14 protein-coding genes are annotated in these 15,034 nt (G+C 62.4%); 7 read left to right on the top strand and 7 right to left on the bottom strand.

All coding sequences use genetic code 11. The features are described from left to right. The first annotated feature begins 6 nt into the window (after positions 1-6). The gene (locus tag OHB12_RS05050) at positions 7-627 is read left to right on the top strand and encodes an AAA family ATPase (protein WP_327116615.1); all 621 of its coding nucleotides are present in this window, start codon (positions 7-9) and stop codon (positions 625-627) included. Between the two features lie 710 nt (positions 628-1,337). Here OHB12_RS05050 and OHB12_RS05045 read toward each other — a convergent pair. Then, complete coding sequence (locus OHB12_RS05045) at positions 1,338-1,886, bottom strand: hypothetical protein (RefSeq protein WP_327116614.1); 549 nt, start codon at positions 1,884-1,886, stop codon at positions 1,338-1,340. Positions 1,887-2,204: 318 nt separating this feature from the next. Here OHB12_RS05045 and OHB12_RS05040 point away from each other — a divergent pair, with 318 nt between their 5' ends. The 5 genes from OHB12_RS05040 to OHB12_RS05020 all read left to right on the top strand — a co-directional run bounded on the left by OHB12_RS05040 (position 2,205) and on the right by OHB12_RS05020 (position 5,518). Next, positions 2,205-2,906 (top strand): uridine kinase, encoded by a 702-nt coding sequence (locus OHB12_RS05040; RefSeq protein ID WP_327116612.1) that lies wholly within the window; start codon positions 2,205-2,207, stop codon positions 2,904-2,906. Between the two features lie 75 nt (positions 2,907-2,981). Continuing rightward, positions 2,982-3,812 carry a hypothetical protein gene (locus tag OHB12_RS05035; protein WP_327116610.1) on the top strand — a complete coding sequence of 277 codons (831 nt, stop codon included), beginning with the start codon at positions 2,982-2,984 and terminating at the stop codon, positions 3,810-3,812. 51 nt (positions 3,813-3,863) lie between these two features. Continuing rightward, a complete protein-coding gene (locus OHB12_RS05030; RefSeq protein WP_327116608.1) occupies positions 3,864-4,082 on the top strand; it encodes a hypothetical protein in 219 nt (72 codons plus the stop codon). A 127-nt stretch (positions 4,083-4,209) separates the two neighbouring features. Continuing rightward, positions 4,210-4,917, top strand: a complete 708-nt coding sequence (locus tag OHB12_RS05025; protein ID WP_327116606.1) for a cysteine hydrolase family protein — start codon at positions 4,210-4,212, stop codon at positions 4,915-4,917. 52 nt (positions 4,918-4,969) lie between these two features. Next, positions 4,970-5,518, top strand: a complete 549-nt coding sequence (locus OHB12_RS05020; RefSeq protein ID WP_327116604.1) for a hypothetical protein — start codon at positions 4,970-4,972, stop codon at positions 5,516-5,518. Positions 5,519-5,545: 27 nt separating this feature from the next. Here the strand turns inward: OHB12_RS05020 and OHB12_RS05015 are convergent, their stop codons facing one another. Then, on the bottom strand, positions 5,546-6,799 hold the full coding sequence (locus tag OHB12_RS05015; RefSeq protein ID WP_327116602.1) for an ATP phosphoribosyltransferase regulatory subunit: 1,254 nt from the start codon (positions 6,797-6,799) through the stop codon (positions 5,546-5,548). Between the two features lie 73 nt (positions 6,800-6,872). Here OHB12_RS05015 and OHB12_RS05010 point away from each other — a divergent pair, with 73 nt between their 5' ends. Then, on the top strand, positions 6,873-7,952 hold the full coding sequence (locus OHB12_RS05010; protein WP_327116600.1) for a D-alanine--D-alanine ligase family protein: 1,080 nt from the start codon (positions 6,873-6,875) through the stop codon (positions 7,950-7,952). Between the two features lie 17 nt (positions 7,953-7,969). Here OHB12_RS05010 and hisS read toward each other — a convergent pair whose 3' ends face one another. The 5 genes from hisS to OHB12_RS04985 all read right to left on the bottom strand — a co-directional run bounded on the left by hisS (position 7,970) and on the right by OHB12_RS04985 (position 14,672). Further along, on the bottom strand, positions 7,970-9,289 hold the full coding sequence (hisS, locus tag OHB12_RS05005) for a histidine--tRNA ligase (protein ID WP_327116598.1): 1,320 nt from the start codon (positions 9,287-9,289) through the stop codon (positions 7,970-7,972). Between the two features lie 71 nt (positions 9,290-9,360). Beyond that, the gene (locus tag OHB12_RS05000; protein WP_327116596.1) at positions 9,361-10,521 is read right to left on the bottom strand and encodes a hypothetical protein; all 1,161 of its coding nucleotides are present in this window, start codon (positions 10,519-10,521) and stop codon (positions 9,361-9,363) included. A gap of 46 nt (positions 10,522-10,567) precedes the next feature. Further along, positions 10,568-11,458 carry a pantoate--beta-alanine ligase gene (locus OHB12_RS04995; RefSeq protein WP_327116594.1) on the bottom strand — a complete coding sequence of 297 codons (891 nt, stop codon included), beginning with the start codon at positions 11,456-11,458 and terminating at the stop codon, positions 10,568-10,570. Next, positions 11,455-13,338, bottom strand: coding sequence for a B12-binding domain-containing radical SAM protein (locus tag OHB12_RS04990; protein ID WP_327116592.1), 1,884 nt, complete (start codon positions 13,336-13,338; stop codon positions 11,455-11,457). Before OHB12_RS04990 ends, OHB12_RS04995 begins: the two co-directional genes overlap by 4 nt. Further along, a complete protein-coding gene (locus OHB12_RS04985; protein WP_327116590.1) occupies positions 13,335-14,672 on the bottom strand; it encodes a pentapeptide repeat-containing protein in 1,338 nt (445 codons plus the stop codon). Before OHB12_RS04985 ends, OHB12_RS04990 begins: the two co-directional genes overlap by 4 nt. Positions 14,673-15,034: the final 362 nt, after the last annotated feature.

Below are 15,034 nucleotides of genomic sequence, written 5' to 3'. Positions count from 1 at the left end.
GGCGTCGTGCAGGCAGAAGACGATCAGCAGGTCGATGCGCTACCTGATTCGATGCGCCGCGCGTTGGAGGACGCCGTCGCAGATCGGATAGTAGCGCGCGGTGCGATGGTGCTGTGCGGGTTTCCGGCGTCCGGAAAGTCCACTGCCGCACAGCATCTAGCGACCGTCACGGGTGCGGTGGTGTTGGACAAGGACTCGCTGGCGCCGCTGCTCGAGCAGTCGGTGATGGCTCGATTGACCGGCGATCCGTTCGACCGTGATTCCGAGATATACCGGTCGGTGGTCGCGCCGGGGATCTACGACTCGTTGATTGGCACGGGATTGGTTGTGGCTGAACGTCATCCGACGATTTTGGACGCGCCGTTCCTGTCTCCGATCCGAGAAGCGGCAGCGGGGGTGATGCTGGGGCAACATCTGCGAGCGCGGTCCGGGGCATCGAATGATCTGCCGGTCGTTACGGTATGGCTCGACAGCTCCCCGGAAGTGATCCGCGGGCGGATGGTTGCACGCGGCGCACAGCGTGATCATCCCAAGCTCACCGACTGGCAAGCTTATCGCCGCGATGTCCTGGTCGGTGGTGTCCGGGAACTGGCGCACACCGTGTGCGATGTCGTGATCGGCAGTTGACACTGCATGATCACCGTAGACGGTGGTGGAGCTATCGCCGGGACGAATCGGATCGGACAACCCGAACATGGTGGCCGCGCACGCATTCGGCGACGGAAGCCGTCGCGGACCCCTGGCGATATTCCCGAGCGGCAGGGGCTGACACCCAACGCCGAAGAAGGATCCGGCGGTGCAGCGCTGGTCTGTGAGATTCCGTTTTCACGGGTTGATTGATGCGGGAGGCTGTTGCGATGGACTGGGAGACCTTGGGGAAGCAACTCGAAGCGCGGTCGCGGGTTTACGCGCGCAAGTTCGGGATCGACCGCACCCCCGAGTGGTCCCGTCATCGTTGGTCCTGGTGTGGGAGTTACCTGGGTGGGCAACAGAACAAGAACGCGAACAAATGATCACCGACGGACTCGACTGACTGGGGTACCCACTCAGCTCAACCCGCCGTCAGCGCGAGGATGTGCCGGTGGAAGTACCCCGCAGACTCGAGCCGAGAGCGTCTTGCCGGCTGGACAGCCCTTCATGCGAGCAGCACCGATGCGCTCGGACGTCACTCGCCTAGGCCGAGTTCGGCGGCGAGTACGAATGACGGGCTCGCACATCCATTCGCTCCCCGACAGAGCTGTCGAAACTCAGGCAATGTTTGTTGATCTCGCGGTTGTGCGCTGGTGGATGGCCGGTGGGTCTGGGTCGGCTTCGCACTGGGGTATTGCGCTATCCCCTCACCGATCCGGTTCGGGTAAGACGTGTCTCCAACGGATGCCGGTGGGCAGGGCGGAGTAACGACACGTGGTCTTGCTCAGGTCACGTTGAGCTGGCAGGTGGAACGCGAACAGCGGAATGCCAGGCGGCCGTGGAAACCAACTGAAGGAGTGGCGGGCATCTGTCGTAATGACCAGCAGGCAATCCAGTTGACCGGTCTCTGCGTAGCGCAGCAATTGCCGCGCGACATCACGCTGGGGTCCGCCGACCTTGACTTCGACGCCGAGCCGGTAGGTTCGGTAGCCGGTGTGATAGATCCCGAAATTTGCGAAGAAGTCGATTCGGTTTCCGGGAGCAAGGTCCACTTCCCTGCCCAACTGGTATCCCGCCTTCGCCCAGCACCACTCGATTTCGGCGCAGAGCTCGTTCTCATCACGGTAGCGAAGTAGGTCCGCGGCGCGGATGGGAAGCAGCAGCGGGTTGATGTGGCGTCGTGCTTCATCAACTTCGGGTTCCGGGCAGGGGCTGACGAGCCGGATCGATGGGTCGTCCAATCGGGGGTCGATCATGGGAACCAGCCTCCAGCTGCGGCGCGCATGAAGTTCCAGGCCAGGGTAGCCGACCTCTATCGCGGCTGAGAATCGCCAGGTGGCCTGTCCGCGAACCGGATCGAATGCAAGCACCGCCCGTTGTCCGATTCGAAGATTGCACCCCATCCGACCTGGGTGATCCAGCCGACTATCCCTACTGGCCGAAATCGGGACTGCGCCCCTTTGGTCATTCCCCGTACGGCACACCACGTTCGAGTCGACGACGATCTACCGCTTGGCGCCGCCTTTCCTTGGGCCTCACCGGCCCCTACTGCGGTGAAGCTGATCGGATCGCTTGTGCTGCAGGCACTGGCTGCGTGCCCCCAGCAGACACTGGCCGATACTGGCTTAATGGGTGAGGCCATCGAGATGATCGCTGCTCAGGTGATGCAGGCGGTTCCGTCGGATCGCGCACTCGTTGCGATCGATGGCGTTGATGGGAGCGGCAAGAGCACGTTCGCATCGAATCTCGTGGAGCATATACACGCTCGGCCCACGATCGTGGTGCACGTTGATCACTTTCTCAATCCGTCCGCTGTTCGGCACGCGAGGGGCCGGAACTCCCCGGAGGGCTTCTGGCTCGACTCGTACAACTACTCGGCGCTCCGCTCGTACGTTCTCGAACCACTCCACCGAGGTGGTAGCGGTTGGTTCCGGACCGCTTCCTACGATTCGGCAAAAGACACCACCACGTGCCCTGCACAGATTTACGCGCCTCCCAACGCGCTCGTGGTGGTCGAGGGTCTGTTCCTTCACCGCGACGAACTGCTGGATCTCTGGGATATGTCGATCTTTCTTCACGTCCCGTTTTGCGAGTCCGCTCGCCGGATGGCCGAGCGCGACGGCACTCATCCGGACCCAGAGCATGCCTCGATGCGCCGCTATGTGGGCGGCCAACGTATCTATTTCGAACGGACACGCCCCTGGGAGCGGGCCTCGCTTGTGGTGGACAACACCCGTTTCGATGAGCCATGCATCGTCGGCGCAGAACAGGTGTGAGCTGCCGCTTTGCGCCACAGGCCAATCCGTGAGAGCCCGGCGACTGCGCTCGCGACCGAAGATACGCCGGTTCAGATGATCTACTACAGCGGCTCGTCGATGCGCTTCTGCCCGACGGCATCGGAAGAGTCTACGCCGCAAATGATGTTGACGACGACGGATACCGCGGACACCACGGCGGCCAGCAACCGGAACCACATTGAAGCGCACCACCTTCCAAGTCGGCAGCGTAACAACATGTTTCAGGGCGACATTGAGGATGTGAAAATAGTTATGGGTGAATCGAATTCATCGGAAACACGACCGAGCCAGGCACGGCCGTCGGCGCGTGCACAGACGAGACCATCGAATGAGGTCCCTGCGCTCGTACCCGTCGAACGTGTCCTCGTGCGCACCGATGACATCGCTGCATCGCTGATCGGGGCCCGTGCCTACAGCTCAGGGGTGGAACTGACGCTGCACGTTCACGTCCGGCAAGGGTGCGACCGTTCCGCTATCGGCGCCTTCGGCGGAGGCTATCCCGGCGGGACAAAGGACCAGTTCCTGGTCAGTGTCGAGTTCGACGACGGCAAGACAGGAACAAATCTGCGCCAATTCACTCTGGACTCTCCGCAGGATCTGCCGGTCTTGTCGCCCGGAGGCGGAGGGGGCAGCGACAGTCTCAGCACTATGACCTACTACCTGACACCACTGCCTCCTGCCGGGCGGCTGTCGTTGATCGTGGCCTGGCCCGCTGCGGGCATCGGCGAACACCGGACCGATCTCGACGCGGGCACGTTTCGGGCCGCTGCACAACAATCAATTGTGTTGTGGCCGTTGGATCCTGAACCGGCACCATATCGCGAACTGCCGGTCGAACTTCCAGATCTCGAACCCAATGGCTGGTTCGACCAAGCTGTGAGCTGACCCACGCTGGGCCGGGCAGAGCGGGTCGCTGCGATGGACTGGAGAGGTTCCGTGTCAGCGCAGGTACTGCCGGGTCTGGACACCCCGCTGCGCGACCGCGCGCAAGCCGTCGCCGCCATACTCGGGAACGCGGACTCCTTCGACCCGTCCATGCTCATCATCGACCTCGACGGCCACACCGTGATGCCGATCCCGCCGACCCGATCCCGCCGACCCGATCCCCCGTCCGCGACAACAGCCAGTTCATCTCAGCCCGGCAACTCCCCCTGAGGATCGAGCGCGGCCGTGGGCCCGCGCACTCGCATTCAACGTCACCGCCACCACACCCGCCAACGTCGACAGCTCGAGCAGCCATCGGCACAATCGATATCCGCCGTCCAGCGGGAGGAGCGTTTTGATGCCGAGCACCGTGCTGCTCATGATCGACCTGCAGAACAGTTATCTGGTCCAAGATGTACGCGACGCGCTGGGGTGGCCACCAATCTGGCGGCTCAACGAAGTGGTCACCGAGTGCGCAGCACTGCTCGCCGCAGCAAGATCCGCCGGAATCCCGGTGATCTACTCACGCCAAACCCTCAGCCCGGCAGGGCAGTTGGCATTCAACCCGCGGGCCGCGCGCCATCGCCGGTATCGGGCATCACGGGTACCGCACCTGTCGCCCGAGGACAAGGTCTGGCGCTCGCAACTGATGGAGGCGGTGGCGCCCGAATCCGATGATGTGGTGCTGGAGAAGACCAGACATAGTTTCTTCGCCTACACCGAACTGGGGCCGATACTGCGCAGCCTCGGTGCTCAACGACTTATCGTCGCCGGTCTGCAAACCAATGTGTGCGTCGAAGCCACCGTGAGGGCGGGCCTCGAGCACAACTTCGAAGTCGCCGTAGCGCAGGACGCCGTCAGTACCGACGGGCCCGCACTGCACCACGCAGCGCTGAACTCGATGCGCGTCCTCTACGTCGAAGTCGCCCCATGGAGGGACCTGATAGAAGCGGGTGCCGCCTGGAATACTGCCTACACCACACCGAACTACGGCCGCGACACCGCCTACTGGAACGACCCGATCACCATCGCGGCATCCACGATGCCTGCCACCGACCAGATATAGCGACCGATCCACACGCTCACCGGGGCAGCGCCGCGCCTCAATTCCGATCTTGATGGCTGATGGCCTTCGGCCACCGGATCTCGGACATCTACGAGATGAAGGGACCACGATCCTGAAACCGCCGACTCCTCCTCTGATCCTTGCCAGTGTTCCCGGCTCGTTCGCTCATGGTGTCTTCCACCAGCGGCACCCGAAACTGGTGCAGCGTGTGCTGGATGCGTTGCCGAATGGGCCAACCGAACGCGCGGCGATCCACCAGCTGCTCATCGAAAGCACCGCCGGTGTAATGGAGCCATTGAAAGAAGACACTCCGACCACGACCAGTGGCACGAATGGGGCGACGGCCTCTACGGCCGCCTCTGGCGGCGAAGCACCGTTTCTGTGGGCCGAGAGCTTCTTCTACCGCAAACTACTCGAAGCGACCGGCTACTTCAGACCCGGAGCCTGGCACGGGCTCGCCTTGGCGGATGTCCACGATCGCGATCGCGAACATCCCCTCCAAGAGCAGCCGAGCTGTTCAAGCACCACACCACTGATTTCACGCGCGGACCGTTCACGCTGCATCAACTTCGGTACTCCAAACGGCTCGAACCGGACATAGTCGAGTGTTATGTAGCTTCTACAGAACTCACCGGATCCGCGGAATAATCCAATGAGAGAGTCCTTCCTTCGCGACAGTGTGGATCTCCCCTGATCTGTCGCGAACCCTGTAGACGGGCGATAGAACGTCCTCCTGCCCAATCAGCACAGAGAACGGGATGTTGAGGTCTGCGAGGTTGCGCAGATGTCGACGGATAGGCATCACGACGACGCTGTCCCACACTGCAATTCCGTGCTCGCGCAGCGATGAAGTCAACTGGCCGGCGTGTTCGGCGGAGTGAGAGTCAGGGAAGGCGAGAACGGCGATGTCGGCGGCAGAGGTGACTTCATCGGGCTTTGCAGCAAGGTCAGCGATTCTCTCGAGCCCTATGACTGCCGCATAGGCTGATACCGGGGCTCCGAGGAAGTCTGTCGCAAAGCGGCTGTAGCTTCCGCCGTCTCCGAGCAGAAGACGTCCGTGCCGCACCAAATAGGCCATCCCGTCGTGGAATTCGGTTGCGTGCAGCTCGTTGAGGTTCGAGATCGCCTGAATCCCGTTTCGATTGAGGTTGTCGACCAGGCCGCGGGCGTTGCGGATTCTGGCGGTGATGGAGGCAGGAACGGCGCTTACCGCGTCTGGCTTGTCTTCTCCCGCCAGCAGGGCCACAGTCGCAATGGCTGAGTCGGGGGCGCCGTCGGCACGAAGCATAGGCAGTCGTTCCCTGATGGGAGTTCGACGCAGCCGGTCCAGGTAGCCGCTTACATTCTCGGGCGGTACGAACTGCGCTGCCAGTTCGTACCAGATCCCAGGATCTGTGATGGTGAACTCGGCCGCAAGGTATGGGCGTAGGAAGGCGGCGATCGTTTCGATGAGACGGCGGATCGAACGGAGCTGGCTTGTCGAGTCGCCGGGAACCCGTGAAACTTCCATGATCCCCAAATGGTGGAAATGACGGCGGGGTTTGCGCTCGTATCGGAACACCGGGCAGGTGTAGCTGAGCCGCTGATCCGGTAAGCCACGGCTGCCGGCCAGCCTCAGCAGCGCAGGCAGGCTGTCGGAGACAAGGGCAAGATCACGTCCGCGGCGATCAGGAAACCGGTAGATGCGTTCTCCGGAGGCGTGGTGACCGGTGACGAACGTGTCCGTGAACCCGACTGCAGGGACCTGCACCGGCTGAAACCCGGCCAGCGCACACTGTTCGAACCACCGCTGTTCTACTCGCTGAAGCATCGCCATACGGTTGGGTTCCACGTCGCTGAAGCCGCGCGGAAGGTCCATATGACGAGAGGTACCGGTGATCATGCTGCGTCCCTAATCTGTTTCGGGACAATGTATCTGAACAGCTGTTGCCTGATGCTCCAGGAGGGGGCGCTCGATGAGCAAGAAGGTCGTCGTGGTTTTCGGTGGGGCCACGCCAGAGCATGAGGTGAGTCTGGGTGGCGCACGGGCAGTGCTCAGCAACGCGGAGAAGCTCGGATGGGAAGTGCTACCGGTCGGCGTGACGAAGTCCGGGCAATGGTTGGTAGGCGATGGCGCGTTGGAACAGCTATGGCGGAAGGCCGATGCAGAACGCTTCGCCAAAGGCATTACGCCGGACGACGACGTCCCCGGCAGCGGCGGCAGCGTCCGCGTGTTCGACGGTCCTCCAGGAGCAGAGGTATTCACTGGCTACCAGTTGGGATTCCCCATGTCTCATGGCCGATGGGGAGAGGACGGAACGCTCCAAGGGTTGCTGGCAGCCTATGGGTTGGTTGTGATGGGATGTGACATCACCTCGTCCGCGCTGTGTTACGACAAGAGACTAACGAAGATCATGCTGGCAGAGGCGGGCCTGCCCACAGCCAAAGGCACACATGTGGAACAGAGTCGCTACGCCCGGTCACCTCATTCGGTTACTGACCAGATACGCGAGGTCGTCGGACCCTTGCCGTGGTTTGTGAAGCCGAACCGTGGAGGCTCGAGCCTGGGGATCGGCAGAGTCGAGTCCTCTGACGATCTGGACAAGGCTCTCGAGGAAGCATTCCGTTGGGATTCGGCGGCCTTGGTCGAGGAGGCGGTTCCGCATCGAGAGTTCGTTCTGGGCGTCGTCGGGAAGACCGCGGAGTCACTCGTAGTGTCGCCGGCCGGTGAGTGTGTTCCGGTCGGCGACCTGTACACCTACGAGGAGAAGGTTCGCCTTGGCAACCCGCTGTTCGCCTGTCCCGCTCCGATCGATCGCAACCTGGCCGACCGGGCCAGGGAATTGGCGATCGAGGCTTTCACCGTTCTGGGATGCTCGGTGTTCGCTCGGGTCGATCTGTTCCTGGACGAGCGAACCGGCCAGCTTCTCATCAACGAAGTGAATACGATCCCTGGTCTGACAGAGGTCAGCGTTTTTCCCAAGGTCATGCGCGCTGCAGGGTTGGATTACCCCGAGCTACTGACCGAGTTCACACGTCTCGCGGCCAGCGACTAGACGGGGTATCCGCTTGGTCAAGGACGCTGCCAGGTACCCGGGTCGGCTCCGACTTGGGTACCGGTCGCCAAATCCTTGACTTCGTGGCTGCCGTCGTCGTCGAACGGTGGCAGCCAAACGAACGGGATGGCTTTGCGAGACGCGTAGCGAATCTGCTTGGCCAGCTTGTCGGCTTGGTGGTAGACCTCGGTGTTGAATCCCCGGTCGCGAAGCTGCGCTGCGGTGGCGAGTGCTTGGGCGCGGCGTTCGTCGGACGGAACTACTACAAGGACGTCGGTCGGGCATTTCCGAGTGGTGTCGAGCAGTCCCTCGCTGGCGAGCTTGGCGAAGATCCTGGTCAACCCGATGGACATCCCGATTCCGGGGAGTTTGCGGTTGACGAACGATCCGACGAGGTTCTCGTATCGGCCGCCTGAGCAGATGCTCGGGTAGGTCGGCCAGCCGTCGAACTTGCCTTCGTACACGGTGCCTGTGTAGTAGTCGAGCCCTCGCGCGATCGACAGATCAGCGACGATGGTGTCCTTCGGCAGATCGGAAAGTGAGTCGAGCACGAATGCCAGTTCGTCGAGACCTTCGACCAGCAGTTCCGAGTTCACACCGAGCGCCTTGACGTCATCTACCACCGAGGCGCTTGCGCCCCTGATTCCAGCAAGATCGAGCACTGCATCGACCTGGTGCTGATCGAGCCCGACCTTGTCGGTCAGGATTCGGCGGACCCCCTCGGGGCCTACCTTGTCGAGCTTGTCGGCTGCCTGGATGACGGCGACGGGGTCGGCGATGTCGAGGCCCTGGTAGAAGCCCTGAAGGATCTTCCGGTTGTTGATGTAGAGCGTCCACTTCGGCAGGTTCAGTGCCGTCATCGTTTCGTGGATGATGCGGGGCAGCTCGGCGTCGAAGTGCAGCGGAACCTGGTCGACGCCGATGACGTCGATGTCGCACTGTGTGAACTCTCGGAATCGGCCTTCTTGCGGGCGCTCGCCGCGCCAGGCCCGCTGGATCTGGTACCGCTTGAACGGGAACACCAGGTCGTTGAGGTGCGCGGCAACGTAGCGGGCGAACGGCACGGTGAGGTCGAAGTGCAGCCCCAACTTCGCGTCGCTGGAATCGTTCGGGTCGGCCTGCAGGCGCCGCAGTGTGTACACCTCCTGCGAGGTCTCGCCCTTGGCCTGCAACGTGTCCAACGCCTCGACTGACGGTGTCTCGACCGGCGCGAATCCATAGCGCTCGAAGGACTGACGGATCACCTCCAGCCAATGCAGCTCGACCATCCGGACCTCGGGCAACCACTCGGGGAAGCCACTGATCGATCCGGGCTTGACGACCTGCGGACGGCTCACGAATATTCCTTCGGCATCGGGTTCTCGAGCATCCGCCGACGGGCGGACACTACAGGGGACTACGAAGGATATTACGTTCCCGCCGCCAGCGAATTTCGCCGGGAGAACACGTCGCGCCCCTGCTCCAGGACCGTCGAGTACCAATCAGGTCGTCCGGCGATCTCCGTGTGGTGACCTACAGCACGGTTCAGGAACAGGGTCTCGAAAACGTCGACCGGAATCTGCTTGTCATCGTCCGCAGTCAGCCACGCGAACAGGCATTCGCGCCACAGCGCCCAGCTCAGCCCACGCTCCGTCTCGCCACCGAGCGCGTATTCGAACAGATGCTCGCGCAGTGGCGCCGGAAAGCAGCTCAACTGTCCCTCGTGGGCGTCGTCACGCAGTCGTTGGGCTGTCGTGTGTGCGAGCCGTTCGATATCGGGGTCGTGGCGTGGGACCAGGAATTCGGTATCGACTGGCGTCTCGGCAGGGCTGGAAGTCCATGTCCGCGGTGCTGGATCTCGCGTGATGCGCCTGATGTGGCGGCGGACCGAGGCGCTCGTCTCGGCGAACTTCTCGCCCATCCGGAATTCTCCGGCCGCTCGCGGTCCGAAACTCCGCAGCGGATTGCGTCGCCGCACACCCAGCGTGACCGCGGTCCAATCCCATGCCACCGCGGTCGAGGCGACGAGAACGTGGAAGCCGAAGCGCAGATCATCCGCGGCCCAATCGGTGCGCACGAGATCCCGCGCGGCGGCGGCGGACAGCGCCAGGTCGCCGCACAGTGGTTCACGCAGATCGACCCCGGACGCACCGGCGAGCAGCGGATATGTCAGCTGGTAGGTGAGGTCTCCGCCGTTCCACGTCGGCGGCCGAAGGGGATAAACAAAGTCTCGGCCCTCGTGCACACCGGTGATCAACGCGTGAACCCAGCTCTCGTCAACCGCCGCGAGGTCGGCATCGACGATCAATGTCGCATCGGCGCCTATGTCGATGGCCGCCTCGAGTATCGCCCTGCCATTCGTCCCTTGCCCGGACCAGTAGCCGGTCTTGACTACCTTCTTGGGGTAGCTGGTCGCTGTCGAAAGGAAAACGTCGCTGGTGCCGTCGACCGACGAGCTGTCGGCGTTGACGTGCGTCGCGTCGACCGGAAAGGGCAGGGTGCGCAGCGCGGCGTCGATGTCGCTGACAACCTTGCCGATGGTGTCTGCCCCGTTGAAGCTGGGAAGACCGACAAGAACGCGAAATGTCATGGGATTCCTTACCCTTCGACAGGAAAGCTGGGCCGGTCTGAGGTGCTCAGATCCAGATCACCGCGGGTGAGTTCTGCAGTTCTTCGTCGGTCCGGATGCATAGCCCGTCAAAGTGATTCAACGTTCCGTCGGTGATCGCACAGTGGAGGATGAATGGCAGTCTTGCCTCGTCGATCGGCCCGAAGTCGTCCGCGTCGACCAGCGTGAGGTAGGCGATCTTGAAGGTCGACAGCTGCGGCTCGAGTCGTTCCCGAATCTCAGCCAGGATCGTGGCGGATTTGGTCTGGCCTGCGAGGATCGCGAGGCGACCGAGCTCCAGCGCGTGATAGACCGCGCCGACTTCCTGCAGTCGTTCCGGCGGCAGGAACCGCAACCGGGAGGAGACCGGCACAGCGGTTTGCGTGTCTCGTACGCACGGCACGTGGCGGATGTCGCAGTCGATCAGCAGATCCTCGACGGCGCGTGCGACCAGCAGGGATTGCTCGATGTCTTTCATGCCGAAATAGCTCGCTGTGGGCCGGCACAGGCTGATCCATCGGATGGCGCCGGTGACCTGGCCGCGGGAAGCGTAGTCGAAGATCGAGCTGTTCAGTCGGTGCGCGCGTTCTCCTTGGTCAATGTATGTGGCGTATTCGGGCGGATACATCTCCGCGTCGTCGGAGGCGATCACGATCGTCGCGCCGCAGCGTTGCGCGAGGTCAATGTCTTCATCGAGGTTGTACTGGTAGACGCAACCTTCGAAGAGTTGGATCTTGTTCGGGTAGACCGTCACGATCGTGTGATCGTTCTCTGCTGAGGATCGTTTGATCAGTTCGCCGTGTGCTGCGTGCAGTGCGCCGAGCGTGTGGATGGATCCGACTGTGGCGCCCGAGCGCCACAGTTTTCGAAGGGCCGGCCGTGCTTCGGCGACGGACTGGATGACGTGTACAGGCGTCATGACTGGAGGCTCCTGGACAGTGGGGCTGGGGATACGTCGATGACACGGCCGCGCCATTGTCCGGCGAGATCTATTGCGTCACTGCTGTGGCGGGCGAACCCAGCGGGATGGCGGATACGGATCGCCACCTCGAGGTTCGCGGGCACTGGTGTTTGCAACGCATTGCACAGCAAGTCTCCTGACGCGGCATAGACGTCGAACGTGGCCAGCAGCGTTTCATCGACGGGTTCGACGCCATCGATGTCTGTGCGGGGCAGTAGAGCGGTGTCGTAACGAACCAGCTGTTGACATGCTGCCCGGGCCGCCGGGTCTTTCACGACGGCGTCTACGAACTCCGCGAGCAATGTGGCTGCCTGAGAACGGTCGTGGAACAGGGCGCTGCGGATCGTGCCGCGCACGTGCCGGTGGAAGTAGCACTCCGCGTCCACGTAGGAGAACGTAGCTGACAAGTTCTGTGACAACGGGTCGGTGCGAAGTGGGAGAAATGCTCTGAACTCGTGGAGCATTCGGGTCGGTCGTAGTCCGGCCCATACCGCCAGTCCTCGCATGGTTGTGCGGGCATACCCCGTTCCGGTGAGGATCTCGTCGGCCAATAGCAGGGCTAAGCCTTCTTGATTGTCCTTGCGCGGCAACGTGTTGTGCTCGAGTATGCCTTCGTAGTCGACGGTCGGATCCGGGCGCAGCGTGACAAGACCGAACTGGTCGCGGTCGGTGTCATAAGTGGTGTTCGGTAGCACCCAGAGCGGATGCAGCAGCAGTCTCGGGAACTGCAAATACAGTTGGTCGTACGCGTTCTGGAAGTCGTGGAGGGTCTCGCCGGGGAGCCCGAAGATCAGCTCGGCGCCGATGTCACCGCCAGCGTCCACGATGCGTCGGGCCAGCTCGAACATTTCTGGACGCCCGCGTTCATCGCGTCCGGCCAACGCCAAGGCCGGTCGACTGAGTGTTTGTAAGGCCAGGTACACGTTGGTACTGACGCCGCCGTCGCGCAGAACATCGAGGATCTCGCCGACGCGAGCGGCGTGGTTCTTCGCCCAGTTGACATGCAAGGTGTGCGGAGTGCCGTACTTCTCGCGTACCTCAACAACCATGGCGGCGATCTCAACGTCACGCGGGAGTATCCCGAAGTTCGCATCGCACAAGAAGATCGCTGGCACTCCCGCTTGCGCGATGGTGACCAGTTCGTCGTGCAGTCTCGCCAACTCCGCTCTGTTCAGCTTCTGACCGACCGCTCCACCCCAGAAGCAGAAGGAGCAATGGTAGGGGCATCCGCGGTTGGTCTCCCACAGCACGACATCAGCATTGACTAACTCTTGCGACGGATCGAGATACGGTGACGCGATCTCTTCGAACGATGTCGCGCGTGGTCTTTCGGTTGTCGTCGCCGGTTTGCCCTCGTCCCGGTAGGTGATTCCGGCGATCTCATGAAGCGGTGGTGTCCCCGTCATCAGCCAGTGGGCGAGCTGTTTGATGGTCTGCTCGCCCTCCCCGTTGACGACCAGGTCCGCCTCCGGAACCTGCGACAACCACCGGTCGCCTTGATGCGACACGTGGTTGCCTCCGAGGACGATCACGGCGTCAGGCAGGAGTTGCCGAATGGTCGGGATCAGCTGCCGGTACACCGCGACATTCCAACCCTGACAAGAGAACCCGATCAGATCAGGGCTAGCTTCGACGATCTGTTCCGTCATGGTCGCCAAGCTTGTGCCAGCGAGGAAGGTGTGGATGGTCGTGGCAATGCGGTCGGCCAGATCCGGCTCGGATTCCAGGGCTGCTCGCAGATACATTGCCCCGAGCGGGGTGTAGCGCACGGTCGTCTCGCCGGACAGGTCGACAAGGCTGACCTGGAGACACTTCCGCTCCACGTCGGCGGTGGTCATGTCGACTTCCGAGTATCGCTGCCGATCAGCTCCTCGAACTCTGTCACGAACCGGGCGATTCGGCGGCTCTCGGGATCGTCGGATTCATGCAGCGCTGCAAGCAATCCGGGACATCGATCTGCGAAGAACAAGCCGAGCGTGCTCGAGACTCGGGCGGCAGTGAAGTCGGTCTTTACAGCGCTGGCTCGGAACATGCCGAGTCCGACCAGATCGGCGCCGTTGAAGAGCGATTGGTTGACGCGTGCATAGGTGGCGATCACATGGCGAAGGCTCGCGTTAGTGAAGTCGGCGGCCAGATACGCTTGGGTGAGGTTCGCGCCGTCGAGGTTCGCAGCTGTCATGCATGCCGATGTGGGCGGGTCGCCGATGAATGACGATCGGTACAAGTAGGCGCGCTGCAGATCGGCCGCGTGGAAGTCGCAGTTGCGGAAGGTTGCGTATCTCCCGGCGAATCCGGTGAAATCGGCTCGCGTGAAACTGCATTCGGTCGCGGTCATGCTTTCACCCGCAGCATCTGTCAGCTTCGCCTCGACGCCACTGACGTGATGCCACCATGAGTCCGACACGACAGCCCCGGCCAGATTCCCGCTGTCCAAGCAGACGCGGGACCAGCGTCCTCCGGTGAGGTCTGCATCGCGGAAGTCTGCTTCGACCAGCTGGCTGTCGAGCACGTCGATGCTTGTGGCACTGAGTCCGGTGGCGACGATGCCGCGCCCGCGGACAGCGGATAGTCGTAGATTCGGCAGATGTGCGGCTGACAGCTGCAATCCGTCCGCCGTGCTCGGCCGCTGGATTACCACTCCGCGCCCACGAGAACGGTCCAGTACGAGGCTACGAAGGCCGCAGCGCGTGATCGTGCAGTCATCGAGAACCGCCGCCGTCAGGTCGGCATTGTCCATCCGACATTCATTGAATGCCGCGCCGCGCAGATCCGCGCCTTGGGCGTGCGCTGCGAGCAGGCTGCACTGATAGAACGTCACACCCGCTAGTTCTGAGCCGTCCAGCCGGACACCCGACATATCGCAACCGTGAAACAGTGCGCCGGTGGCATCGATGAGCCCCGTCAGGTCGGCGCGGACAAAGACACTCGCCTGCGCGGCCATGGCATGGATGTAGGCGCCATGCAGTGTGGCGTCTGTGAAATTGGTTCTCTCGAGCCCCGCGCACACCATCGACGCGCCAGTCAGATCAGCTGCCGAAAGATTGGTGCCGAACAGAGCGGCGCGGTTCAGCGTTGCCCGACGAAGATCGAATCCTGATAGATCCAAACCGCTGAGGTCGGCTGCGGTCAGGTCCAACCCTCGTCCGGTTGTCGACAAGCATTCGGTCGTCATGTCGCTGACAGCTTGTCGAGCATCGGCACGGTCGGTCGACCGCGCCACCGATGCCAGCCATGCCGCTCGGTCGATGCTCGGTGGGACCTTTAGCGGCGGACGAGAATTACCGTTGCCCTCCAACCCGTGTGACGCCTGAACTGCGGTCCCCGGCATATGCACCCCCTATGCGTCTGATGGTGTCAGCCGATTGCCCGCATCAAATCTGGTATACGGCAACAATTTTCGCGACTGAGTTCAGTAGGGCATCCTACCGACGGGGCACTAGTCATGCGGCGATATCGCAGTCGTCTAAGCGATGCCACACCAGACTGGGTGACGGCTATCTCGGAAGAAGCCGTGGATCGGCGCACTCAGAGACT

Source organism: Nocardia sp. NBC_01730 (assembly GCF_035920445.1).
Lineage (GTDB): Bacteria > Actinomycetota > Actinomycetes > Mycobacteriales > Mycobacteriaceae > Nocardia.
The sequence above is the reverse complement of the archived record's forward strand: the minus strand, read 5'-3'. Positions and strand labels throughout refer to the sequence as shown.